General features: G+C 68.4%; 25 protein-coding genes and 1 pseudogene. 11 read left to right on the top strand and 15 right to left on the bottom strand.

The window, feature by feature from the left end; genetic code table 11:
• Positions 1 to 175 precede the first annotated feature (175 nt).
• Both ugpC and Q0653_RS12355 read left to right on the top strand, forming a co-directional pair.
• Positions 176 to 1273: a sn-glycerol-3-phosphate ABC transporter ATP-binding protein UgpC gene (gene ugpC, locus Q0653_RS12360; protein WP_298944806.1), complete on the top strand. Its 1098-nt coding sequence runs from the start codon at positions 176 to 178 to the stop codon at positions 1271 to 1273.
• A gap of 82 nt (positions 1274 to 1355) precedes the next feature.
• A complete protein-coding gene (locus Q0653_RS12355; RefSeq protein ID WP_298944805.1) occupies positions 1356 to 2669 on the top strand; it encodes a DUF4032 domain-containing protein in 1314 nt (437 codons plus the stop codon).
• Between the two features lie 15 nt (positions 2670 to 2684).
• Here the strand turns inward: Q0653_RS12355 and Q0653_RS12350 are convergent, their stop codons facing one another.
• The 3 genes from Q0653_RS12350 to cysS all read right to left on the bottom strand — a co-directional run bounded on the left by Q0653_RS12350 (position 2685) and on the right by cysS (position 5773).
• Positions 2685 to 3323, bottom strand: coding sequence for an NAD(P)H-binding protein (locus Q0653_RS12350; protein WP_298944804.1), 639 nt, complete (start codon positions 3321 to 3323; stop codon positions 2685 to 2687).
• A 64-nt stretch (positions 3324 to 3387) separates the two neighbouring features.
• Positions 3388 to 4380, bottom strand: a complete 993-nt coding sequence (gene rlmB / locus Q0653_RS12345) for a 23S rRNA (guanosine(2251)-2'-O)-methyltransferase RlmB (RefSeq protein ID WP_298743119.1) — start codon at positions 4378 to 4380, stop codon at positions 3388 to 3390.
• Positions 4373 to 5773: a cysteine--tRNA ligase gene (gene cysS / locus Q0653_RS12340; RefSeq protein ID WP_298944803.1), complete on the bottom strand. Its 1401-nt coding sequence runs from the start codon at positions 5771 to 5773 to the stop codon at positions 4373 to 4375. The genes rlmB and cysS overlap by 8 nt, the downstream gene beginning before the upstream one ends.
• A gap of 35 nt (positions 5774 to 5808) precedes the next feature.
• On the opposite strand from cysS, the gene Q0653_RS12335 reads away from it, so the two are divergent.
• Together Q0653_RS12335 and Q0653_RS12330 are read left to right on the top strand one after the other, a co-directional pair.
• Complete coding sequence (locus Q0653_RS12335; protein ID WP_298944802.1) at positions 5809 to 6729, top strand: EamA family transporter; 921 nt, start codon at positions 5809 to 5811, stop codon at positions 6727 to 6729.
• Positions 6730 to 6779: 50 nt separating this feature from the next.
• The gene (locus tag Q0653_RS12330; protein ID WP_298944801.1) at positions 6780 to 7241 is read left to right on the top strand and encodes a GNAT family N-acetyltransferase; all 462 of its coding nucleotides are present in this window, start codon (positions 6780 to 6782) and stop codon (positions 7239 to 7241) included.
• Positions 7242 to 7254: 13 nt separating this feature from the next.
• Here the strand turns inward: Q0653_RS12330 and ispD are convergent, their stop codons facing one another.
• Both ispD and Q0653_RS12320 read right to left on the bottom strand, forming a co-directional pair.
• Complete coding sequence (gene ispD, locus Q0653_RS12325; protein ID WP_298944800.1) at positions 7255 to 8445, bottom strand: 2-C-methyl-D-erythritol 4-phosphate cytidylyltransferase; 1191 nt, start codon at positions 8443 to 8445, stop codon at positions 7255 to 7257.
• 18 nt (positions 8446 to 8463) lie between these two features.
• Positions 8464 to 8946, bottom strand: coding sequence for a CarD family transcriptional regulator (locus Q0653_RS12320; protein ID WP_203189805.1), 483 nt, complete (start codon positions 8944 to 8946; stop codon positions 8464 to 8466).
• 139 nt (positions 8947 to 9085) lie between these two features.
• Here Q0653_RS12320 and Q0653_RS12315 point away from each other — a divergent pair, with 139 nt between their 5' ends.
• Positions 9086 to 9553 carry a DNA modification methylase gene (locus Q0653_RS12315; protein WP_298944799.1) on the top strand — a complete coding sequence of 156 codons (468 nt, stop codon included), beginning with the start codon at positions 9086 to 9088 and terminating at the stop codon, positions 9551 to 9553.
• A 68-nt stretch (positions 9554 to 9621) separates the two neighbouring features.
• On the opposite strand, the gene Q0653_RS12310 is transcribed toward Q0653_RS12315, so the two are convergent.
• Together Q0653_RS12310 and Q0653_RS12305 are read right to left on the bottom strand one after the other, a co-directional pair.
• Entirely contained in the window at positions 9622 to 10305 is a 684-nt protein-coding gene (locus Q0653_RS12310; RefSeq protein ID WP_298743132.1) for a response regulator transcription factor, read from the bottom strand.
• Positions 10302 to 11504, bottom strand: a complete 1203-nt coding sequence (locus Q0653_RS12305) for an ATP-binding protein (protein ID WP_298743133.1) — start codon at positions 11502 to 11504, stop codon at positions 10302 to 10304. The genes Q0653_RS12310 and Q0653_RS12305 overlap by 4 nt, the downstream gene beginning before the upstream one ends.
• Positions 11505 to 11673: 169 nt before the next feature.
• Between Q0653_RS12305 and phoU the strand changes: the two genes are divergently transcribed.
• Entirely contained in the window at positions 11674 to 12390 is a 717-nt protein-coding gene (gene phoU, locus Q0653_RS12300; RefSeq protein ID WP_298743134.1) for a phosphate signaling complex protein PhoU, read from the top strand.
• 66 nt (positions 12391 to 12456) lie between these two features.
• Here phoU and Q0653_RS12295 read toward each other — a convergent pair whose 3' ends face one another.
• Positions 12457 to 13206 carry a phosphoglyceromutase gene (locus Q0653_RS12295; protein ID WP_298743136.1) on the bottom strand — a complete coding sequence of 250 codons (750 nt, stop codon included), beginning with the start codon at positions 13204 to 13206 and terminating at the stop codon, positions 12457 to 12459.
• A gap of 41 nt (positions 13207 to 13247) precedes the next feature.
• Between Q0653_RS12295 and Q0653_RS12290 the strand changes: the two genes are divergently transcribed.
• The gene (locus Q0653_RS12290; RefSeq protein WP_298944798.1) at positions 13248 to 14084 is read left to right on the top strand and encodes a class I SAM-dependent methyltransferase; all 837 of its coding nucleotides are present in this window, start codon (positions 13248 to 13250) and stop codon (positions 14082 to 14084) included.
• Positions 14085 to 14157: 73 nt separating this feature from the next.
• Here the strand turns inward: Q0653_RS12290 and Q0653_RS12285 are convergent, their stop codons facing one another.
• The 4 genes from Q0653_RS12285 to Q0653_RS12270 all read right to left on the bottom strand — a co-directional run bounded on the left by Q0653_RS12285 (position 14158) and on the right by Q0653_RS12270 (position 17385).
• Complete coding sequence (locus Q0653_RS12285) at positions 14158 to 15264, bottom strand: FUSC family protein (protein ID WP_298944797.1); 1107 nt, start codon at positions 15262 to 15264, stop codon at positions 14158 to 14160.
• 1 nt (position 15265) lies between these two features.
• Positions 15266 to 16345 (bottom strand): glycine cleavage T C-terminal barrel domain-containing protein, encoded by a 1080-nt coding sequence (locus Q0653_RS12280; protein WP_298944796.1) that lies wholly within the window; start codon positions 16343 to 16345, stop codon positions 15266 to 15268.
• The gene (locus Q0653_RS12275; protein ID WP_298743144.1) at positions 16345 to 16950 is read right to left on the bottom strand and encodes an FABP family protein; all 606 of its coding nucleotides are present in this window, start codon (positions 16948 to 16950) and stop codon (positions 16345 to 16347) included. The genes Q0653_RS12280 and Q0653_RS12275 overlap by 1 nt, the downstream gene beginning before the upstream one ends.
• 144 nt (positions 16951 to 17094) lie before the next feature.
• Complete coding sequence (locus tag Q0653_RS12270; protein ID WP_298944795.1) at positions 17095 to 17385, bottom strand: hypothetical protein; 291 nt, start codon at positions 17383 to 17385, stop codon at positions 17095 to 17097.
• A 119-nt stretch (positions 17386 to 17504) separates the two neighbouring features.
• On the opposite strand from Q0653_RS12270, the gene Q0653_RS12265 reads away from it, so the two are divergent.
• From Q0653_RS12265 to Q0653_RS12250, 4 genes are read left to right on the top strand one after another with little or no spacing between them, the layout of a single operon-like run.
• A complete protein-coding gene (locus Q0653_RS12265; RefSeq protein ID WP_298944794.1) occupies positions 17505 to 18203 on the top strand; it encodes a response regulator transcription factor in 699 nt (232 codons plus the stop codon).
• Between the two features lie 41 nt (positions 18204 to 18244).
• A complete protein-coding gene (locus Q0653_RS12260; protein ID WP_298944793.1) occupies positions 18245 to 20410 on the top strand; it encodes an RNA degradosome polyphosphate kinase in 2166 nt (721 codons plus the stop codon).
• Positions 20407 to 21345: an NUDIX domain-containing protein gene (locus tag Q0653_RS12255; protein ID WP_298743152.1), complete on the top strand. Its 939-nt coding sequence runs from the start codon at positions 20407 to 20409 to the stop codon at positions 21343 to 21345. The genes Q0653_RS12260 and Q0653_RS12255 overlap by 4 nt, the downstream gene beginning before the upstream one ends.
• Position 21346: 1 nt before the next feature.
• Positions 21347 to 21865, top strand: coding sequence for a chemotaxis protein CheY (locus Q0653_RS12250; protein WP_298944792.1), 519 nt, complete (start codon positions 21347 to 21349; stop codon positions 21863 to 21865).
• On the opposite strand, the pseudogene Q0653_RS12245 reads toward Q0653_RS12250, so the two are convergent.
• From Q0653_RS12245 to trmB, 3 genes and pseudogenes are all read right to left on the bottom strand, one after another.
• Positions 21843 to 21971: pseudogene (locus Q0653_RS12245) on the bottom strand (QacE family quaternary ammonium compound efflux SMR transporter); the annotation flags it as partial. The gene Q0653_RS12250 and the pseudogene Q0653_RS12245 sit on opposite strands and share 23 nt — an antisense overlap.
• An 85-nt stretch (positions 21972 to 22056) precedes the next feature.
• A complete protein-coding gene (locus Q0653_RS12240) occupies positions 22057 to 22884 on the bottom strand; it encodes a CPBP family intramembrane glutamic endopeptidase (protein WP_298944863.1) in 828 nt (275 codons plus the stop codon).
• Between the two features lie 27 nt (positions 22885 to 22911).
• Positions 22912 to 23661 (bottom strand): tRNA (guanosine(46)-N7)-methyltransferase TrmB, encoded by a 750-nt coding sequence (gene trmB, locus Q0653_RS12235; protein ID WP_298743155.1) that lies wholly within the window; start codon positions 23659 to 23661, stop codon positions 22912 to 22914.
• Positions 23662 to 23690: the final 29 nt, after the last annotated feature.

Raw genomic sequence — 23690 nt, 5'->3', positions numbered from 1 at the left:
ACTGTGACGATGCTAACCAGCCACCCTGAGAGAACCCAGACACCGAAACGCGGATGGAGGCCCGCTCATGCGATAATGGAGGTGCGCCCAATGGTGGGCGTGCGGGTCAAGCCCCCGCTCATTCCATTCACTACGGATCGTCCGGCACGTACCTGCCGGTGAAGGAGAAGAAAACATGGCATCTGTCACGTTCGACAACGCCACCCGCCTCTACCCCGGCGGAACCCGCGCCGCGGTCGACAAGCTCAACCTCGAGGTCGCCGACGGCGAGTTCCTGGTTCTGGTCGGACCGTCCGGTTGCGGAAAGTCCACGTCGCTGCGCATGCTGGCCGGCCTCGAAGAGGTCAACTCGGGCCGCATCCTCATCGGCGATCGCGATGTCACCGACATCCCGCCGAAGGATCGCGACATCGCGATGGTCTTCCAGAACTACGCGCTGTACCCGCACATGACGGTCGCCGAGAACATGGGCTTCGCCCTGAAGATCGCCGGCGTCGGCAAGGAAGAGCGCGCCCAGCGTGTGCTCGAAGCCGCGAAGCTGCTCGACCTCGAGGAGTACCTGACCCGCAAGCCCAAGGCACTCTCCGGTGGTCAGCGTCAGCGTGTCGCGATGGGTCGCGCGATCGTCCGTCAGCCCCAGGTGTTCCTCATGGATGAGCCGCTGTCGAACCTCGACGCCAAGCTCCGCGTGCAGACGCGCACGCAGATCGCATCGCTCCAGCGCCGCCTGGGCGTCACCACGGTCTACGTCACGCACGACCAGACCGAAGCCCTCACGATGGGTGACCGCATCGCGGTGCTCAAGGACGGCATCCTCCAGCAGGTCGGCACGCCGCGTGACCTCTACGAGAAGCCCGACAACGTGTTCGTCGCCGGCTTCATCGGCTCGCCCGCGATGAACCTGTTCCCGGTCGGCCTGACCGAGGGCGGCATCCAGTTCGGCACTGCCATCGTCGAGGCCGACATCGACAAGCCCACCAGCGCCGCACAGGTGACGGCCGGTGTGCGCCCCGAGGACATCGTGGTCAACCCCGCCGACGGCAAGGGTCTGTCGGTCACGGTCGACCTCGTCGAGGAACTCGGCGCGGACGGCTACCTGTACGGTCACACCGACATCGCCGGCAAGCGCACCGACATCGTGGCGCGCGTCGACGGTCGCAACCACCCGAGCGCCGGCGAGACCGTGGTGTTGGCCCCGGTGCCGCACCACGTGCACTCGTTCGACATCGAATCGGGACAGCGCCTCACCAAGAAGGCGATCGCGTCCGTCTGATCGGATATCTCACGACGCAACGGCGCGGGCGGGTCTTCGGGCCCCCCGCGCCGTTGCGCATGAACGGACGAAAGGCTTTCCGGTGGTGAACTCCCTGACGATCACGGCGAGCAGCATCGACGCCGGGCTCCTGGAACTCCCGTGGAAAACGCCGCTGGGCGAGTGGGGCAGCGACACCATCGTGTCGTTGCCGAAGGGGCTCTCTCGCCACCTCGTGCGGTTCGCGAACCTCTCCGGCAGGGTCGTCGCGGTCAAGGAGACCACCGGCGAGATGGCCCGCCGCGAGTACGAGATGCTCGGCTCGCTCGCACGTCTCGATGTCCCCTGCGTCAGCCGCGTCGCTGTCATCGACGGGCGCCGCACACCCAAGGGCGAACCGCTGCCGGCGGCGCTCGTGACGGCGCACCTGAAGTTCTCGCTCCCCTACCGCGCCCTGTTCACCCAGACTCTCCGTCCCGATACCGCCGGCCGCCTCGTCGACGCCCTCGCCGTGCTCCTCGTGCGCCTGCACACCGTCGGATTCTTTTGGGGCGACGTGTCGCTGTCCAACACGCTGTTCCGACGGGATGCCGGGGCGTTCGCCGCGTATCTCGTCGACGCCGAGACCGGTGAACTGCACGAGGGCGGCCTCACCCGCGGTCAGCGGGAGCACGACCTCGATGTCGCCCGCACGAACATCGCCGGTGAGATCATGGACCTCGAAGCCGGCGGACGCCTCGAAGGCGGAGTGGATGCTGTGGCGATCGCCGACGGCATCATGGCCTCGTACCACTCCCTGTGGGGCGCTCTCACCGGCCGCGAGACCTTCGCCGCCGACGAGGCCTGGCACATCACCGAGCGCGTCCAGCAGCTGAACTCCCTCGGTTTCGACATCGGGGAGATGTCGATCGAGACGACCCCGGACGGCACGCGCGTCTCCATTCAGCCGAAGGTCGTCGACGCCGGACACCATCAGCGGCGTCTGCTTCGCCTCACGGGCCTCGACGTCGAAGAGAATCAGGCCCGCCGACTCCTCAACGACATGGACGAGTTCAGCGCCCGCATCTCGCGCCTCGGAACCGACGAGGAAATGGTCGCCCACGAGTGGTTGACCCGCGTTTTCGAGCCCGTGGTGAAAGCGATCCCGTGGGATCTGCGCGCGAAGCTCGAGCCGGCCGAAGTGTTCCACCAGGTTCTGGAGCACCGCTGGTACATGTCGCAGGCGCGAGGCCGGTCCGTGCCGATCGCCGAAGTGCTCTCGTCCTACGTCGCCAATGTGCTCCGTCATCGCCGCGATGAGGCGACCCTGATGGGTCCCCCGACCGAGACGGTGGCCATCCCGGTCATCGCCGATGACACGCCGGACGAGGATGTGCCCACCGACACGGGCACGGTGGACTGGCGCGACCTGGTCTAGCCGCGCCAGTGCCGCTCAGTAGCCGACGGTGAAGCGCTGGCGTGTGTGCTGCGGGTTCTCGATCTCGTCGACGACGGCCACCGCAAGGTCTTCACCCGAGATGTACGAGACGCCCTCGGCGTCCGTCACCAAGACATCCCCGCCCGTGCGGTAGTGGCCGGTGCGTTCCCCCGGCGCGAAGGCGCCGAACCCGCCCGCCGGGTGCACGAAGAACCAGTCGCGGTCCGCCTGCTGTGCCTGCAGATCCTCGAGCACACCGATCAGCTCGAACGCTTCGTCCTTGAACTCCTCGGGGAAACCGCTGTCGATCACCCGGGGCCCGCCCGGTGCGACGAGGCTGCCCCCGGCACCGCCGATGACACCGATGCGCACCGAGTCCGGCAGCGCCGCCGCCAGGGCTTCGAGGTTGGGCCGGACGAGTCCGGCCATCTCGCCGCGGGGCGAGACAGCACTGATGACGACATCGACACCGGTCAGCTGCGCGACGAGCCCGGGGACATCCAGGAGCGTGCCCTCGATGTAGCTGGCACCCGGGACGCGCTCTCCCGGCACCGATCGGGCGATCGAGACGACCGTGTGACCGCGCTGGGCGGCTTCGGCGACGATGTGGCGGCCGGCGTAGCCGGTGCCACCGAGAACGGCGATGAGTGCCATGGGGTTTCCCTTCGGACGGTAGTGTCCTCAGGTCCAGCCGTGGGACCTCACCGGATATTCCCGACTATTCGGCCGCGGCGCGGATCGTTGCGACCTGGTAGAGCGCGACGGATGCCGCGATGCCGGCGTTGAGCGACTCGGTGGCCGCGGAGATCGGAATCGAGACGATCTGATCGCACGTCTCGGTGACCAGGCGCGAGAGTCCCTTGCCCTCGGAACCGACGACGATGAGCACGGGACGATCGGCGAGCTCGAGCGCGGGCAGCGACACGTCGCCGCCGCCGTCGAGACCGAGCACGAACACGCCCTGCTTCTTGAACTCCTTGAGGGTCGTCGTCAGGTTCGACGCCATCGCCACCGGCACGCGCGCGGCGGCGCCGGCGCTCGTCTTCCACGCTGCCGAGTTGACTCCGGCCGATCGGCGCTGGGGAATGATCAGGCCCTGGCCGCCGAACGCAGCCGTCGAGCGGATGATGGCGCCGAGGTTGCGGGGGTCCGTGATCCCGTCCAGCGCCACCAGCAACGGCGTCGCCCCGCGGTCGATGATCTCCTCGAGCAGGTCCTGCGGGTGCGCGTACTCATACGGCGGCACCTTGAGCGCGACGCCCTGGTGCACACCGTCGAAGCCGGCCATCCGGTCGAGCTCCGGTCGCGTGACCTCCATCACGGGAATGCCCCGGTTCGTCGCGATCGACAGCATCTCTTTGACGCGGTCATCCATCTCCACGCGCTGGGCGATGTAGAACGCCGTCGCGGGGATCTTGGCGCGCAGCGCCTCGAGCACGGAGTTCCGCCCGGTCACGTTCTCGGTGTCGTCGCCCGCCTTCGCCTTCGGCGCGCGCGACGGGCCACCCGGTCGCTGACCGGGGGCACCCTTTCCGCCCGCGGCGGCGTAGCGCTCGGCGGCCGCCTTGCGCTTGCCGGCCGGGTGCCACGCGCGGTCTTCGGCCTTCGGCGTCGGGCCACGGCCCTCCAACGAGCGCTTGTTCTTGCCGCCGGTGCCCTTTGTGGGGCCTTTGCCGCCCTTTGCGGCGCCGGGACGTCCTGGCTTAGCCATCGATACTCCAATGTGTTCCGTCCGGAGTGTCCTCCAGAGTGATTCCTGCCGCGGTGAGCGCGTCGCGGATGCGATCGGCCCCCGCCCAGTCCTTCGTGGCGCGCGCGTCGTGGCGCTGCGTGATCATCGTCTGCACGAGACGGTCGAGAGCCGCAGCGTCGGCGCCGCCCTCTGCGGCGCGCCACTGCGGATCGTCGGGGTTCATCCCGAGGATGCCGGTCATCCGCGCCACCTGCACAGAAGCCTGCGCCGCGCCGGCGTGATCGCCGGCATCGAGGGCCGCGTTGCCTGCGCGTACGGTCTCATGGATGACGGCGAGCGCCTGCGGCACCCCGAGATCATCGTCGAGCGCGTCCGAGAACGCGGTCGGCAGATCGGCCGCGGTCAGCCAGCCGGCGGTACCGAGCATCCGCTTCGCACGCTGCTGGAACGTCCGGATGCGGCCGAGCGCCGCCTCGGCTTCATCGAAGCTCGCCTCGGTCAGATCGAGGTTCGAGCGATAGTGCGCGGCGCCGAGTGCGTAGCGGATGACCAGCGGGTCGCGTTCGGTGAGGACATTGCCCGCCAGCCGGTAATTGCCCAGCGACTTCGACATCTTCTGGTCGCCCACGGTCACCAGGCCGTTGTGCACCCAGTAGCGCGCAAAACCGTCGCCGGCGGCGGTGGACTGGGCCAGCTCGTTCTCGTGGTGCGGGAAGCGGAGGTCCAGGCCACCCCCGTGGATGTCGAACTCGGGACCGAGATACCGCCGGCTCATGGCCGAGCACTCGATATGCCAGCCGGGGCGGCCCGCTCCCCAGGGCGATTCCCAGACGGCGTCGGCGGGTTCGTCCGCTTTGGCACCCTTCCACAGCGCGAAGTCCCGGGGATCCCGTTTTCCCCGAGGATCGGCGTCGGGCGCCGGCTCCATCGCGTCGATCGACTGATGCGTCAGCGCACCGTATGCCGGCCACGATTGCACGTCGAAGTAGACATCACCGGCCGCCGGGTACGCGTGCCCGGCCGCGATCAGACGCTCGATCATCTCGATCATCTGGGGAATCGACGCGGTCGCGCGGGGCTCATAGGTCGGCGGAAGAATTCCGATCGCAGCGTAGGCCCGCGAGAACTCCTGCTCCATCCGATACGCCAGCGCCCACCACGGTTCCGTATCGGTCGCGTTCTGGAGCACCTTGTCGTCGATGTCCGTGACGTTGCGGACGAACGTGACCCGGCCGTAGCGTCGCACGAGCCAGCGGCGGAGCAGGTCGAAGGCGAGAGCCGCGCGCAAGTGGTGGATGCCGGGCCCGGACTGCACGGTCGGGCCACAGACATACATGGTGACGTTCGCGGGGTTCAGAGGCGCGAAGTCTCTCAGCGCCTGCGCCTGGGTGTCATAGAGCCGAACCGTCACCGCCCCAGCCTACCGGCGCACGGTAGAACTAGTAGGTGCGCTCCGTTCTCGCTGTCCTTGCCGCTGCCGTCCTGTTCGGTACAACCGGCACGTCGCAAGCGATCGGGCCCGAGGGCACCACTCCCCTGTCGATCGGTGTCATGCGAATGGTGATCGGTGGCACGGTGCTCGCACTCGTCGCCTTCGCGCTCGCGCGGCGCCCCGCCCGCACGCCCACGGGTGCACGACCAGCTCTGACCGCGCGCGCGGTGCTGCTCATGCTCCTCACCGGACTCTGCCTGGCGGTGTACCAGCCGCTCTTCTTCCTCGGCACTGAGCGCAACGGAGTCGCGGTGAGCACCGTCATCGCCCTCGGCTCGGCGCCGGTCCTGGCAGGGTTGCTCGAATGGGCGCTCACCCGCCGACTTCCTTCGCGGGTCTGGATGGCGGCGACGGCGCTCGCGACCCTCGGCGTCGTCCTCCTGGGCGCCGGCGGGTCCTCGGGCGGCGGTACCGACCCTGTCGGCATTGTCGGAGCCGTCGGCGCGGGGGCATCGTTCGCGGTGATCGCCAACGTGCAGCGGCGTCTGCTGGATGAGGGATGGGATGCATTCACGGTCGTCGGCAGCATGGGAGCCAGTTCCGCCGCGCTCTGTCTCCTGGTCCTTCCGTTCGTCGATGTCACCTGGCTGGGAGACCCTCGCGGCCTCGTGATGGCTCTCTGGTTGGGCGTCGCGACGATTGCCGTCGCGTACATCCTGTTCACGTGGGGTCTGCAAGGGCTCTCGGCCGCGACGGCGGCGACCTTGACTCTCGGTGAGCCGCTGACGGCGGCGCTCCTGGGGATCACCGTGCTCGGCGAACAGCTCTCACTCCTCGCGGTGATCGGTCTGATCGTCCTCGGAACCGGGCTCGCTCTCTTGGCTTGGGGCTCACGTTCGGCGCGCGACCCCGCACTGTTTGCGATCGAGGCATGAACCGCGACGCGGAAACACCCGGGAAACGTCGTCACGGCATGCTGGACGCTGTGACGTTGGACATCCGCATCGACGACCTGTCGAGTGCCGCCACACGGCAGCTCATCGGCATCCACCTCGCCGGAATGTACGACACGTCACCCGCCGAGAGCGTGCACGCGCTGGGGATCGACGAATTGACGAGCCCCGACATCACGGTCTGGTCAGCATGGCAGGGAGAGGACCTTGTCGGGATCGGCGCACTCCACCAGCACGATCCCCTCAACGGCGAACTGAAGTCGATGCGGGTTGCCGACGCCTTCCGCGGCACGGGGGCGGGTCGCGCGATCCTGCGTCATATCCTTGAGAGCGCACGCATCCGCGGGATCCACACGCTGTGGCTCGAGACGGGGTCCGAGGATTACTTCGCCCCCGCCCGGGCGCTGTACGCGAGCGAGGGATTCGCCGAATGCGAGCCCTTCGGCCGGTACCTCCCCGATCCGAACTCGACCTTCATGACCCGGACCCTCTGATCCCGCGTCCCCCTCAGGCGGGTCGGGGAACGACCAAGGCGACCGCGAAGGCCGCGACCCCGTCGCCCGTCCCGGTGAAGCCGAGCCCGTCGGTCGTCGTCGCCGAGACGGTCACCGGCGCCCCGAGCGCTGCCGTGAGAGCGGCCTCGGCCTCACCGCGACGTGGTGCGAGCTTCGGCCGGTTGGATTGCACCTGCACCGACACATTCCCGATCGCGAATCCCGCTGCCGTGACGAGCTCGCGCGTGCGCTCGAGGAACGCCACAGCATGCGCCCCGGCGTACTCCGGCTGATCCGTGCCGAAATGGGTACCGATGTCTCCGAGCCCGGCCGCGGCGAGGAGCGCGTCGACGATCGCATGCGCGACGGCATCGCCGTCGGAGTGGCCGGACAGCGCCTTCTCGCCGGGCCATTCGAGCCCCGCCAACCAGAGCGCACCGTCGCCGCCGAACGCGTGCACATCGGTGCCCACGCCGACGCGCGGAAGGGGGACAGCAGGCGTCACAGCCACGGCGAGCAGCGCCCGCGCGCGGTCGAGATCGGCGGATGTCGTGATCTTGAACGCGAGGTCATCGCCCGGTACCGTCGCGACCTCGTGCCCGGCGGACTGCACCAGAGCAGCATCGTCGGTGTGGTCGGCCTCGGCTGTGGCGTAGGCGGCATCCAGCACCGCGCGACGAAACCCCTGCGGGGTCTGAGCTGCAGCGAGTTCCGACCGATCGAGGGCGGCGACCACCCGCGCGGCGTCGACGCGTTTGACCGTGTCGACGACGGGCATGACCGGCAGTGCGGCGTCGTTTCCGGCCTCGAGCGCAGCGACGACGCGGGTGAAGACGGCGGGGGGCGTGAGGGCGCGTGCGGCGTCGTGCACCAGCACGTACTGCACTCCGGGCCAGACCGCGCGCAACCCCGCCGCGACCGATTCCTGGCGCGTGTCGCCCCCGGGAACCACGCCGACGAGATCGTGACGGCGCCCCGCCACCGCATGGGCTTCCGTCAGAGCGTCGCCGAGACGTTCGGGCGGCGCGACGATCACCACCTGGGCGAGCGGGCCTGCAAAGACGCGTTCGAGCGCGTGGTGGAGAATCGAGTGCGCGTCGATTCCGACGAACGCCTTTGGAGCACCTGCGGCGAGGCGTGTCCCCGATCCAGCTGCCACGACAATCACGGCGACGTGCGGGGTCGGAAGCGCATCGGAACTCATGGCTCCGATGCTACCGATTCAGCTGGCGAGGACCTCGTCGAGCACGGCGGATGCGTGCTCTTCGTCGGCCTTGAGCGCGAGCGCGATCTCGGAGACGAGGATCTGGCGCGCCTTCGCGAGCATACGCTTCTCCCCCGCGGACAGTCCGCGGTCCTGATCGCGGCGCCACAGGTCGCGGACGACCTCGCTCACCTTGATCACATCGCCGGACGCGAGCTTCTCGAGGTTCGCCTTGTACCGGCGCGACCAGTTGGTCGGCTCCTCGGTGAACGGCGCACGCAGCACGTCGTAGACCCGCTCGAGACCGTCCTGTCCGATCACATCGCGGACACCCACGAGATCGACATTGTCTGCCGGGACCTCGATGATCAGATCACCCTGGGTGACATTGAGCTTCAGATATTTCTTGGTCTCGCCCTTGATGACCCGGTCTTTGACCTCGATGATCGTAGCGGCCCCGTGGTGCGGATAGACGACCGTCTCGCCAACCTCAAAAAGCATGCAGTTATGTCCTTTCGGCAACCTCAAGGATACCACAGGGGTTATACGCTAAGGTACGCGGGCTCAGGTCCCTCTCGCGTGTCCCCGACGGCCGGTTCCCATAGAATGAGCACGAACCCGTCTTGCCTCTGGAGGATCCGTGAAATCGCGTCTGCTCACCTCGCTCGCCCTCGGCGCAACGATCATCCTCGGCACCACCGGGTGCAGCATGATCACCGAGCAGGCGACGACGATCCCCTACTCCGCCTCCGACGGCGTCAACATCCCCGACTCGGGTCCGCTGAAGGTGCGCAACGCCCTGCTGGTCGCCGACGAATCCGGCGCATCCGCCAACTTCCTGGCCGCGGTCGTGAACGACACCGACACCACCGAGACGTTGCTCGTGGGCCTCGACGGCGCGACCGAGACCGTGCGCGTGCCGGCCCGGTCCGCCGTGAGCCTCGGCTTCGACGGCTCGGATCCCTTGCTTTTCCCCCGCCTCGACTCCGCGCCCGGCACGAACGTCGAACTCACGTTCCAGTCCGGCGACGGCGAAGGCGTCGCCTACTTCGTTCCCGTGCTCGACGGGACTCTGGACTATCTGGCGGACTTCGTCCCCCAGGACTGAGGCTTTCGCGGCACAGCCGCAACGAGGAGCCCCGACCGGTCAGCTGACGGGTCGGGGCTCTTTCACACTCAGCCCTCGAAGCGGTAGCCGAGCCCTCGGACGGTGAGGAGCATGACCGGCTCACTCGGGTTCTTCTCGATGCGCGAGCGGATGCGCTTGATGTGCACATCGAGGGTCTTCGTGTCGCCGAAGTAGTCGCTCCCCCACACACGGTCGATCAGCTGGCCGCGAGTGAGCACGCGACCGGTATTGCGCATGAGCACCTCGAGCAGTTCGAATTCCTTCAACGGCATCGAGATCACGGACCCATCGACCGACACCGTGTGCCGGTCCATATCCATCGAGACCCGACCGCCTTCGACGACCCGCTCGTCGATGCCGAGGTCCGGGCCCTCCGAGCGTCGGAGGACCGCCCGCATCCGCGCCAGCAGTTCGCGCGACGAGTAGGGCTTTGTGACGTAGTCGTCGGCTCCGAGCTCCAGACCCACGACGATATCGATTTCGCTGTCCTTCGCCGTCAGCATGATGACGGGCACGGCGGAGGTCGTCCGGATGATGCGGCAGACCTCGGTCCCGGGCATCCCGGGCAACATGAGGTCGAGCAGAACGATGTCGGCACCGCGCGCGCCGAAGGCGTCGAGGGCGGCCGGTCCGTCTTCAGCGATCTCGACCTCGAATCCCTCCCGTCGCAACAGATAGGCGAGGGGGTCGGCCAGGTCGGGTTCGTCCTCGACGATCAGCACGCGAGTCATGGAGTCTTCTCTCGGTTGAGGGCCGCGGCCTTCGCGGCTTTCTTCTTTTTCTTCTCACGGCGCTTCTTGTTCGGCAGATCCAGCGGCGGATCGACGGCCGGCAACCGCATCGTGAAGGTCGAGCCGCGCCCAGGACGCGACCAGAGTTCGATCTCGCCGCCGTGGCGCTGCACCGCGTGCTTGACGATCGAGAGACCGAGGCCCGTGCCTCCGGTACGACGCGAGCGGGCTTGGTCGGCCCGGTAGAAGCGCTCGAACACGCGGCGCTGCTCGTCTTCGGAGATGCCGATCCCGCGATCGGTGACGGCGATCGACACGACGCCGTCGATGAGCTTCACCCCGACGCCGACCTGCGCACCCGGCGGCGAATACGCGATCGCGTTGGCGACCAGATTGCCGACCGCCTCGGTGAGCACCTGCACATCGCCGCGCACGTAGGCGCGTCGCGAGCCCCCCCGCGAGACCGTGATGTCGGCTGACTGCGCGGCGAGGGACTGCGATTCGACCGCCGCCGCGACGACCTCATCCACCGAGACATCGCGCAGCTCCGTCAGATCGTCGGCGGACTGCAACCGCGACAGGTTCATGATGCGCGACGTCAATTGGCCGAGTCGCCCCGCCTCGGCGCTCAGCCGAGAGGCGAAGTGGCGTACTTGATCGGGGTCGTCGGCGGCCGATTCGATCGCCTCCGCCAGCAGGGTGACCGCACCCACGGGCGTCTTCAGTTCGTGACTGGTGTTGGCGACGAAGTCACGCCGCATCTCCTCGACGCGTTCCCGTTCGGTGATGTCGCGGATGACGATGAGAGTGAGCCGGGCCGTGATCACGCTCGCACGCGCGGTCACAAGGCGTGGTTCGATGCCCCGCCGCAGGCGGAGGTTCTCCGACTCGGGATGCTCGGCGCGTCGCGCCGCGCGCACCAGGAGGCGCAGCTCATCGCCGGGGAGGTCCTGCCCCTCCTGCATGCCGAAGAGTTCTGCCGGCGGGGAGGCCGCAACGATCAGGAGGGACGTGTCGACCACGACGGCCACGTCATCCATGCCCTGGAGGACTGACCGGGTGCCATCGGGCAACTCGAACGACGCCTCGATCCGCGCGCGGTCGCGCGCCCGCAGCGCCATGAGCACCAGGGCCGCGAGGGCACCGCCGATGAGGACGCCCACCACGAGGGCGACGAGCGCCGCCTGCGTCGAGTCCATGAACACCAGCGTAGAGTGGCGCGCGCAGAGGCTGCGGACGTTTTGCGCGGCCGCAGACCCGATCACCCGCAGTGTTCACGGCTCCGGCACCGTTCGTTAACCTTCGAAGGGGAAGATCGCCGAGTCTGCGCCAGGCGCCTGCCTGCCGCGAAAAAGAGAGGTTCCGAAGATGCGCGAAGTGTTCCACCAGTCGCTCGAGGACGTTCAATCACGTCTCGTGGAGATCGCCGAGCTCGTCACCGTCGCGATCGACCACGCGACGAAGGCTTTCGGCACGAGTGACGTCACGCTCGCCGAAGAGGTCATCGAGGCCGACCAGGTCATCGACAACAAGGCCATCGAGCTCGACGAGCTCGCGATCCAGATCCTCGCGCGGCAGCAGCCCGTCGCACGCGACCTCCGCATCGTCGTCGCCGCGCTGCGCGTCAGCGCGTCGCTCGAGCGGATGGGCGACATCGCCGAGCACATCGCGCAGCTCACCCGCATGCGCTTTCCGGAGCGCGCGATCCCGAAGGGGCTGAAGAGCACCTTCACCAAGATGGGCGAGATCGATGTGCAGGTCGCGAAGCTGCTCACCGAGATCCTCCGCACGGAAGACCTGTCGCTCGTCGAACAGCTGCGCAGCCTCGACGACCAGCTCGATGACCTCCATCTGTCGGTCTTCGAAAAGGTGCTCAGCGAGAACTGGCAGGGTGAGGCCGGCGCCACCGTCGACGCGACACTCGCCAGCCGCTATCACGAGCGCTTCGCCGACCACGCTCTGTCGGTCGCCAAGAAGGTGGCGTACCTCGCGACCGGCGAGTGGACGCCCGGCACCGACTCGATCGCCGTGATCGTCGCCTCCGACGCTGCCGCCCTTGCCGGTGCGGCCCAGACGGAGAACTGAGCGCACCTCAGTACTGACGAAAGAGGGGGATGCCGGCCGGCATCCCCCTCTTTCGTGCGTAGCAGGTTACTTCTTGCCCTGACTGGCGACCGCGGCGGCGCCCGCAGCGGCAGCCTCGGGATCGAGGTACGCGCCCGGCTCGAGCGGCATGAAGTCCTCACCGAGGCGATAGACCAGCGGGATGCCGGTCGGAATGTTGAGCTCGGAGATATCGGCGTCGCTGATGCCGTCGAGGTGCTTCACGAGGCCGCGCAGCGAGTTGCCGTGCGCCGTGACGAGGACGGTCTTGCCGGCCTGAAGGTCGGGGATGATCTCGGACTCCCAGTAGGGCAGCATCCGGTCGATCACGATCTTCAACGACTCGGTGCGCGGCACCTCGCCGTCGATGCCGATATAACGGGGGTCGCCGGACTGGCTGTACTCGGCGTCATCGGCGAGCTCCGGCGGCGGCACGTCGAACGAGCGGCGCCACAGCATGAACTGCTCGTTGCCGAACTCCTCGAGGGTCTCGGCCTTGTCCTTGCCCTGCAGCGCACCGTAGTGGCGTTCGTTGAGGCGCCAGGAGCGCTTCACCGGAATCCAGAGGCGGTCAGCCGTGTCCAGCGCGATGTTCGCGGTCTGGATCGCGCGGGACAGCAGCGAGGTGTGCAGGACATCGGGCAGCAGCCCCGCGTCCTTCAGGAGTTCTCCACCGCGGGCGGCTTCGGCCTTGCCCTGTTCGGTGAGGCGGACATCCACCCACCCGGTGAACTGGTTGGTCTTGTTCCACTCGCTCTGCCCGTGGCGGAGGAGGATGAGCGTGTAAGGAGCGGTCATGATCGTCATCCTACCCATCACAGCGCTGGCATCATGAGGGGATGACGCCGGAGAAATCACCCGGTTCGCGCACGACCGGCAAGATCACGCGCGGCACGACCAACACCAACCGGCTGCGCCGTGTCGACCGGTGGATCGCGCGGCATCCGGTGCTGCGCCGGACCGACGATCCGCTGGTGATCGACCTCGGATACGGAGCCAGCGGCGTGACCGCATTCGAGCTCGAAGCGCGCCTCCGACGAAGCCGCGCCGACGTCGAGGTCGTCGGGCTCGAGATCGACCCGGCCCGTGTGCAGCGTGCCACCGCACAGCTCGTCGAGGTGCGCGCGGGGCGCACTCCGTTTGCGCCGGATGCCCGCGTCTCGTTCGCACGCGGAGGCTTCGAAGTGCCCCTTCCCGCGCGGCGCCGACCCGCGGTCATCCGCGCATTCAACGTGCTGCGGCAATACGACGAGGCCGACGTCGCAGGCGCCTGGGCGCTGATGGCGTCGCGTCTGGCTCCCGGCGGCATCGTCGTGGAGGGAACGTGCGACGAGCTCGGCCGCATCTGCACGTGGGTGGAGCTCGGCGATGACGCCTCCCCGCGGAGTCTCACCATCTCGCTCCGACTCGCCCAGTTGGACTCCCCCGGCATCGCGGCCGAGCGCCTGCCGAAAGCCCTCATCCACCGCAACGTGCCCGGCGAGCGCGTGCACGACTTCCTCTCCGCACTGGATGACGAATGGACCCGGGCGGTGGCGGCGTCGAGCTTCGGAGCCGAGCAGCGCTGGCGGGCCGCTCTTTCGGCGCTCGCGGCATCCGGCTGGCCGGTCGGAAACCGTGCACGCTGGCGACTCGGCGAGGTCACCGTGCCCTGGGAGTGCGTCGCCCCGTCGTGAGCTCCGCTCGGTGGTGTCCGCGCCGCGCTCATCCGTCGAATGACCCGATGCCCCACATCACCGCACCGGGCCGCTACACGCGCGGGAGCGCGGCCCGGGCGTCGGCGGCGGGCATTCCGGCGGCTGTCATGAGATCGACGGCGAGCGGGCGCATCGCGCCGAGGAGATTGTGGTCGCTCCCGGTACGCCCGCCGGTGAGCGCTGCCGGGTCGAGCCGCGCCGCGACGGCACGCACGGCTTCGCGTGCGGGCGGCTCGAAGGAGATATCGGCAAGTGACTCACCGATCAGCCGGGCACCCGCCGCGAGTTCGGACAGCAGGTCGGCGGCGACCGGCCGGGACTGGCGGTCATCGCACAGGTAGACGACGCGTCGGGCGATCACGCGAAGATTGCGACTAGCGAGGTCGAGATGCGCTCTGACCCGCTCGTGACGTTCGAGTTCGAAACGCTCACGCCGCAAGAACGGGGAGATCCGCGCAATCGCCCGGCCGGACTCGAGGGAGACTCGCCACTCATCCACAAGCGGCTGAAGCGCACGGGCCTTCTCCAGACCCCGCTCGGCGCGCACCCGGTCGCCACGCCGGAGCGCCTGGACGAGCGTGGCCACCGCGCCATCGAACGCCGCCAGGAGCGCCGCTCCTTCACGTGTTGCGGCGCGCAACGGTCGGCGCGGCACGAGGGCTGTCACCAGCAGCGCCGCGATACCTCCGATGATCCCGTCGATCAGCCGGATGAACGGCACACTCGCGGGGATCACCATGACGATCGCGGATTGGATCGCCGCCGCGATCGCGAAGGCGGGTTGCGCCGACAGGAAGCGGGCGACGACCAGGGTCACCGCCAACGTGATCGCGAGCTGCCACCATCCGACCCCGGCCGCGAGGACGATCAGTTCGGCGATGAGGATGCCGACGATCATCCCGACGACCGTCTCAAGCACGCGGCGGGGCCGGGCGTCACGAACGAGGCCGAGGCTGGAGACCGTCACGGTCGCGGCCAGGAGCGGCGCCGGGTGCCCGAGCACGTAGTGCGCGAAGGCGAATGCGGCCGTCGCCGCGATGACGATCTGGAGGATCGCCGGCGCGGAGTCCCGCACACGGTCCAGGCCCGGACGGGGGTCGACGCGGTGGCGCCAACCGGTGGGCACCGGAGCCGTCGCCGGATCGACGTGATCGGTCACGTCAGCGGCGGCGAGACAAGCGCGGCAGACGCGGTACGGCAGCCGTGCGCCCGGCATCCGGGGGAACGATCATCTCGGCCGATGCAGCGACGACACCGTCCTCCGTCCGCACCGTGAGTACCGCTCCCTCGGCGAGCGTGCGCTTGACGAGCGCGAGCGCAATCGGACCCTCTTCGTAGTGGCGGGCGACGGAGGTGACCGCGCCGACCGGTTCACCGTCGGCCAGGACGTCCGCACCCGGTTCCGGCAAGACGGCGTCGCTCCCGTCGAGCTGCAGGGCGATCAGACGCCGCGGCGGATGCCCGAGGTTGTGCACCTTGGCGACCGTCTCCTGCCCGCGATAGCACCCTTTCTCCAGGTGCACCGCCGTCCGGAGCCAATCGACTTCGTGCGGAAGCGTCCGCCCGTCCGCTTCGGCGGAGGCCCGCGGACGCCACGCGGCCACCCGCAGCGCATCGGCTGCCCAGCGGCCGGCGATGCTCTGCTCGCCGCGCGCGGCGGCGCCCGCGAGAGCGGCGTAGTGGTCGAGATCGATGATCGCTTCGACCCAGTCACGCTCCCCGCCCGGGTGCGGGTCCGTCGGCGCGTACCCCCACCCTCCGGCGGCCACCCGTGGCCACGGGTCGATCCAGGTCGCCGCGGCCGCGAGGGGCGCCACGCCGGCCGCCGTTCCCCCGATGACCCGGTGAGACGAACCGGCATCCGTCAGGTCGACACGCAGCCGGAACCGCATCCGGGTCAGCCAGGCAAGAAGCGCCGGGGCGCGCTCGCGGTCGACGATGAGCCACGTGGTCTCGCCGTCATCGACGACGGATGCCGCGTGCTCGACGTGTCCCTGCGGATCGAGGATGAGCAGTTCCGTACTCTCGCCGGGGTGAAGGGCGGCGACGGCCTGCGAGGTGATCGAATCGAGCCACGTCAGCCGATCGGGGCCGGCGAGGGTCAACACACCACGGTCACCGAGAACGGCCACCGCGCGTCCGCCGACCAGGTCGCGCTGCTCACGGTGCGGCGAACCGAAGTGCACCGGGCCCGCGTCGTCGAGGACGGCGCCCGGAACCGCAGCGAACGGGTCGGTCATCAGTCGACTCGCGCAAGACGCGCCGACGCATGCGAGGCGAGTTCGCCGCCGAGGGCCGCGACATCCCACGCCCACAGCAGATGGCCGTCGACATATCCGTACATCCGCGACGCCGCGGCATACTCTTTCGCGCTGGCGGGGCGCACGATCGCGTCCGTCGCGATGTCGATGCGCGGACCGCGCGCCTGCCCGAGGTAGAGCTCACTGATGCCGTCGGAGTGCACGATCGCCACTTCGATGTCGAAGCCACCTTCCTCGGTGCGCAATGCCTCGACGTCGTCCACGGTGCGGGCGGCCCCCGTTGCCTCTGCCGGAGGCAACAGCGCGGGTCCGGCATCCGCCGCGGTCGCCGGACGTGCCAAGCGCCAGTACCCCGTCTCGGCCACGAGCGGCGAGCGCTCACCGTCTTCGCCGACAAGCCAGGCACTGGCGGCGTAATTGACGTAATCGCCACCGTCGTGGCTGAAGCTCACCCGGTGCGAGAACTCACCCGAGAACGCCGTGCCGTCGACGTCATAGTCGATGACACCGGTGCCTTCCCAGACGCCCAGAAGCCAGGACAGCGGAACGATGTCCGCCGGGAGGTCGGTGGGGAGATCGAGCACGGCGTCAGCGCTGGCCGCGGTACAGGTTCTTGATCACGACGCCGGAGACGAACACAATCGCCAGCGAGGCGAGTGCGAGCAGCCCGACGAAGAACAGTTCGAGAGCGACGAGGTCCATGCGCTCAGTCTACGCATCCGACGCGTTCAGGCGGCGAACAACGAGGCCAGCCCCAGACCCACTCCGATGAGCCCCATCACCGCAAGTCCACCCAGGACGCTCGCCGCCACACGCTGGATGAACCCGTGCGGGTGGCCGTGTGCCAGCTGGATCGCAAACGACGAAATGAGCACGAATCCCATCCCCACCGCCATCCACGCCGCCTGGGCGGCGGAAGGCACCGCGATCCCGATCGCGAGGGCGATGACCGCCGCGAGCACCCACGCCGCCACAATGCCGCGCACACCGCTGCGGGGGGCGAGCTCGGGAAGGGACATGGGTCTATTCTGGCCCACACCTCCGCGTCGATGCACGCTCGGCTTTGCCGGCCCGCACGACGCTCTAAGATGGGACTCGATCCGGGTCCACCCGAGTCCTCCCAGCGGAAGGGACCCTGTTGGCGCAACTGCTCGTGCTGAGCTCCGCCCCCGGCGGTGGTCCCGTCCTGCCCGCACTCGAGCTGCTCAGTCACCGCGTCCGCCAGATTCCCGCCGAGCCGGCATCGCTCGTGAACGCCCCGAGCTCGGATGTGATCTTCGTCGACGCGCGCATGGATCTCGTCGGCGCGAAGTCGCTGTGCAAGATCCTGAACACCACGGGCATCGACGCGCCCCTCATCCTGGTCGTCACCGAGGGTGGCCTCACCGCCGTCTCGACCGACTGGGGCATCGACGATGTCCTCCTCGTCACCGCGGGACCCGCCGAGGTCGACGCCCGCATCCGGTTGGCGGTCGGCCGAATGGCCAAGGAACAGGTCTCCAGCCGCATCTCCACCTCGGGGATCACGATCGACGAGTCGTCGTACTCGGCGAAGGTCCGCGGCAAGCCACTGGACCTCACCTACAAGGAGTTCCAGCTCCTGCACTTCTTCGCCACGCATCCGTCCCGCGTGTTCACACGCGAGCAACTCTTGAGCGAAGTGTGGGGCTACGACTACTTCGGCGGCACACGCACGGTCGACGTGCACGTTCGGCGCTTGCGCGCCAAGCTCGGCGACCTCGAGCAGCTCATCGGCACCGTCCGCAACGTCGGGTATCGCTTCAACGTGTACGAGGATGACCAGGTTCCCGCTCCGCGCGAACGCTCACAGGCCTGACGGTTAACGTTTCGGTCACCTCGCCCTGCAATGATGTGGGAATGATCGATACGGACGTGCTCGACTCCGGTCTGGGCGATGCAGACGACGACGACTTCGATGAAGCCGTCGAAGCCTACGACTCCCAACTGCCCGACAACCGCTACACAGACCGCGAGTTGAGCTGGCTGGCGTTCAATCAGCGTGTGCTCGAGCTCGCGGAAGACCCGCGGCTCCCGGTGCTGGAGCGCGCGAACTTCCTCGCGATCTTCGCCAGTAACCTCGATGAGTTCTTCATGGTCCGCGTGGCCGGTCTGAAGCGCCGCATCATCACCGGCCTCGCCATACCGACCAACGTCGGTCGGTCACCACACGACGTCCTCGCCGACATTTCCGCCGAAGCGCATCAGCTGCAGATGCGGCACGCCGCCGCGTGGGCGGAGCACGTCTCACCGGCACTGGCGGAGTCCGGCATCGAGCTGGTCTCGTGGGCGGATCTCGACGAGTCCGAGCGCCACACGATGTACGACTACTTCCAGGCGCAGGTGTTCCCGGTCCTCATGCCGCTCGCCGTCGACCCCGCGCATCCGTTCCCCTATATCTCGGGTCTCTCCCTGAACCTGGCGATCCGCATCCGGAACGCGAAGACGGGCCGCCAAGAGTTCGCGCGCCTGAAGGTGCCGCCGATGCTTCCGCGCTTCGTCGAGCTTCCGGCCAGCGGCCGCTCGCGGTATCTGCCGTTGGAAGAGCTCATCGCAGAGAATCTCGGCGACCTTTTCCCCGGCATGGAGATCCTCGAGCACCACGCGTTCCGCCTGACCCGCAACGAAGACGTGGTGATCGAGGAAGACGAGACCGAGAATCTCATCCAGGCACTCGAGGCCGAGCTGCTGCGGCGCCGCTTCGGCCCGCCGATCCGGCTGGAGATCACCGACAGCATGGATCCGGTGACCCTCGACCTGCTGCTGGACGAACTGGACATCACCGACCAGGAGGTCTACCGACTGCCGTCGCCGCTCGACCTTCGCGGCTTGTTCGATCTGGCTCGCATCGACCGGCCCGACCTGCACTACCCGCCGCACGTGCCCACGACGGCACCGGCGTTCCAACCGGCCGAACAGAACGGCCGTGCCGATCTGTTCGCCGCCATCCGGGCGGGCGACGTTCTCGTCCACCACCCGTACGAGTCCTTCACGACGAGTGTCGTGGCCTTCCTCGAGCAGGCGGCACGCGATCCTCACGTGCTCGCGATCAAGCAGACGCTCTATCGCACCTCCGGTGACAGCCCGATCGTGCAAGCGCTGATCGATGCCGCGGAAAAGGGCAAGCAGGTGCTCGCACTCGTCGAGGTGAAGGCCCGTTTCGACGAGGCCAACAACATCGTCTGGGCCCGCAAGCTCGAAAAGGCGGGCGTGCACGTCGTCTACGGCCTCGTCGGCCTGAAGACGCACTGCAAGCTCCTCCACGTCATCCGCGAGGAAGACGGGATGCTGCGCAGCTACAGCCACATCGGCACCGGAAACTACAACCCGAAGACGAGCCGCCTGTACGAAGACTTCGGGCTGTTCACGACGGACGAGCAGGTCGGCCGCGACCTCACCCGCCTGTTCAACGAGCTCAGCGGCTACGCGATCGAGAAGAAGTTCAAGCGGCTCCTCGTCGCCCCGCTCCACCTCCGCAAGGGGCTCCTGCGTCACATCGACAAGGAGCGCCGCAATGCCCAAGACGGCAAGGCCGCGCACATCCGCATCAAGGTCAACTCGATGGTCGATGAGCAGATCATCGATGCGCTGTATCGCGCCAGCCAGGCCGGCGTGCGGGTGGATGTCTGGGTACGCGGCATCTGTTCACTGCGCACCGACCTGCCCGGCGTGAGCGACACCATCACGGTGCGCTCGATCCTCGGCCGCTATCTCGAGCACTCGCGGATCTTCGCGTTCCACAACGACGGCGTGCCGCAGGTCTTCATCGGCAGCGCCGACATGATGCACCGCAACCTCGACCGACGTGTGGAAGCGCTCGTGCGCGTGGTCGCTCCGGCGCACGTACGCGAGCTCGTCGAGCTGTTCGACGCCGCGATGAGCCCGGACACCAGCGCATGGCATCTCGGCGAGGGCAGCGTCTGGACCCGGCGCAGCGTCGGCGCAGACGGCACTCCGCTCGTCGACCTGCAGGAGAAGACCATGGCCCAGGTGCAGCGGCGTCGCCGAGCCCGCGCGGTGCGATGACCGACACCGCTGTCTACGCCGCGGGCGGAGTCGTCTGGCGCGTGGTCGAGGGCAAGCTGAAGGTGCTGGTGATCCACCGCACCGCCTACGCCGACGTCACGCTCCCCAAGGGAAAAGTCGACCCGGGTGAGACACTCGCCGAAACCGCCGTGCGTGAGATCCACGAAGAGACAGGCATCCGGGTCGCCCTCGGCTTCCCCGTCGGCGTCTCGCGGTACCGCATGCCGAACAAGCGCCAGAAGATCGTGCATTATTGGGCGGCGGAAGCGACCGACAGCGCCCTGCGTGCCTCCGCGTTCGTGCCGAACAAGGAGATCGCGGCGCTCGAATGGGTCTCCCCCCGTCGTGCGCTCGGCTACCTCTCCTACCCGGTCGACGTGGAAATCCTGGAGCAGTTCCTGGCATTCGTCGATGACGGGGTGCTCGAGACCTTCCCGATCGTCGTCCTCCGCCACGCGAAGGCGCTGTCCCGCGACGAATGGACGGGCGCGGATGCCGCGCGCACGCTCACCTCGCGCGGCATCAAACAGGCGGCGTCCATCGTCGGGCCGCTCCGCGCGTTCGGCGTGCGACGGATCGTCTCCAGCGACGCGGTCCGGTGCCTCACGACAGTCGCTCCCCTGTCGGCGGCGCTCGGCAAGCAGGTCTCGTCCACCCGTCTGCTCGGTCAGGATGCGTGGGAGGACGGCACGTCGGATGTCCGCTCGATCGTCGGCAAGCGCGTGCGTTCCCGCAAGCCCGCCGTGCTCTGCAGCCACGGTCCCGTGATCCCCGGCATCCTGAACGAGCTCGCGCTGGCCACCGGCACTCTCCGCGGCTCGTACCTCGGCAGTGCCTCGGCTCTCGAACCGGCGGCGTTCTCGGTCGTGCACCTGTCGGCCACGAACCCCGGGTCGGGCATCGTGTCGATCGAGACGCACGAACCGAAGCCGTAGCGTGTCGGGCCTGCACCTGGCGTGGGCTCCCGCGCCGGCCGGACGGGCGGAGCGGCGCGCGGTCGCGTGGGGTCTCCTGCGCGACCTGGTGGCGCGTGCAGGCTACGCGGATGCCGAACTGTCGAACGCGTGTGCGCACTGCGGCGGGCCACACGGTCCGGTCGTCGTGACCGGGGCACCGTGGCGGGCGTCGGTGAGCTACGCCGGCGGGGTCGCGGTGGTCGGCATCCATCCCGACACGGTGTCGGCGTTCGGGCTCGACGCCGAGCGTCTGAGCGACCCGGTCCGCGACGCGGCGGGCGGTATCGAGGGTGGATTGCTCCGCTGGGTGCGCACCGAAGCGGTCCTCAAGGCGGACGGGCGCGGTCTGCGTGGCGATGCGGTCGTGAAGATCACCGAAGCCGGGACCGGCTGGGCGGCGCACCTCCTCGACGGACACGCGCCGTTCGAGGGGTGGGAGCCCGTGGGTCCCCCCGGCGTTCTGGTGGCCGTCGCGGTCAGTCGTGGCCGACGAGCTTGAGCCCCACGACACAGCCGACGAGGCCGAGGATCAGTAGCATCCGGACGAGCGAGAACGACTCGTCACCGGTGACCATCGCCCAGGTGACGGTGAGGGCCGCGCCGATTCGCGTTCCGGGTACTGATCCGTCGTCCGGGGGCCTGCTCCGGCCCAGGTCTTCAGCCTAGACCGCACACCTGGGCAGGCACTGATCACGGCGAGATCAGGAAGAACGCGTCGAGCAGGCCGGGATTGTGCGCATGAACGAGCACCGCGAAGACGACCGCGTCGAACAGGAGATGCACCGTCACGACATAGCCGAGCGAGCGCGTCTTCAAGAAGATGATCGCTTGCAGCAGGGCGAACGGGATCGTCAGCACCGGCCCCCACGACCGATAGCCGAGTTCCCAGAGGAACGACACGAACACGATGGTCTGCAGGATGTTCGCGGCACCGTCGGAGAAATGGCGTCGCAACAGCGCGAACACCGTGCAGATGAAGAACAGCTCGTCCCAGATGCCGACGGCCCCGACGCCGACGAACAGGCGCGCGATCAGGTCAGGGGTATCCACCACCGGCCAGTTCAGGTAGACACCGGAACTGATGAAGTAGAACGGCAGAATCAGCCAACCGAGCACCAACACGGCCGCCAGCCAGCCCCACTGCCAGCGTTTCCACCGCCCGCCGCCGCGCCACGGGAAGCGGATCGCGCGATCACGGTAGACCCAGCGTGAGATCGCGTACGGTACGAGCACGGCACCGCCGAGCGCCAGCGTGAAGCGCACCATCGACAGGTTGTCGAGTTTCGCGGCGAGGTCGATGACGCTCACGATCAGAAGCCCGACCGTGATGAGCGACAGGTCGCGCGTGAGCGAGGGGCCGGATGCCGCCACGCCCCGGCGTTCGATGGCGAGCGCGACGATCATCCCGACCGCGAGGAACGCCCACCCGAGCCACGGCAGTCGCGCGACGAACAGCGCGGGAGCGGCGAGACAGACCAGCACCGCCGGGAGGGTTCCGAGCGACACGTGCGGACGCATGCCCGTGGCGGTATGCGCCGGCACCGGTCAGCCTCGCGGACTGCGGCGGTAGGCGAGGTCGCGGATATCACGGCCTTTCGCGAGGCCCTTGCGCTCGAACGCCGTCATGATCCGGCCCTCGAACCGCTCGCCCCAGTCGCCGTCGAACATCGGCTCGAAATCGTCGGCCTCGCCGAGCACGTGCCGCATCTGCCGTGCGTAGTCTTCCCAGTCCGTCGCGAGCCGCAGGATGCCGCCATCGCGCAGCACGCGCGCCGCCAGCGCCGGGAACGGTGGTGCGACCAGGCGGCGCTTGGTGTGCTTGGACTTGTGCCACGGATCGGGGAAGAAGATCCACAGTTCGTCGACCGACGCCTCCGGCAGCAAATGTTCGAGGACTTCGGGAGCGTTCCCCTCCACGAGGCGGAGGTTTCGCACATCGGCTCGCTCGGCGTCGAGCATCGTGCGCGCGAGCCCGGCGACGAACACCTCGACCGCGAGGAAGTCGGCCTCCGGTCGCGTACGCGCCGCGTGCACGATGGCGTGTCCCTGGCCGGAACCGATCTCGACGATGAGCGGCGCCGACCGGCCGAAGACGGAAGCCGGAGTGATCGGCGTGCCGGGACGGATGCTGGTGACCGCTTCGCCCCGCTCGACCTCGATGACATAGAACGGCGCGTGCTCCGCCCACGCGCGTTCTTGCCCGTCGGTCATGCGCCCGCTGCGCCGGACGAAAGAGACCGGTTCGGCCCGGAACCGAGACTCGGCGGGTGGTTCGGGAGCGTCGGAATGCGGCATCCGTCCAGGGTATCGCCGGTGCGCGTCGG

The sequence above is a fragment of the uncultured Microbacterium sp. genome, assembly GCF_947488465.1.
Classification (GTDB): Bacteria; Actinomycetota; Actinomycetes; order Actinomycetales; family Microbacteriaceae; genus Microbacterium.
The sequence above is the reverse complement of the archived record's forward strand: the minus strand, read 5'-3'. Positions and strand labels throughout refer to the sequence as shown.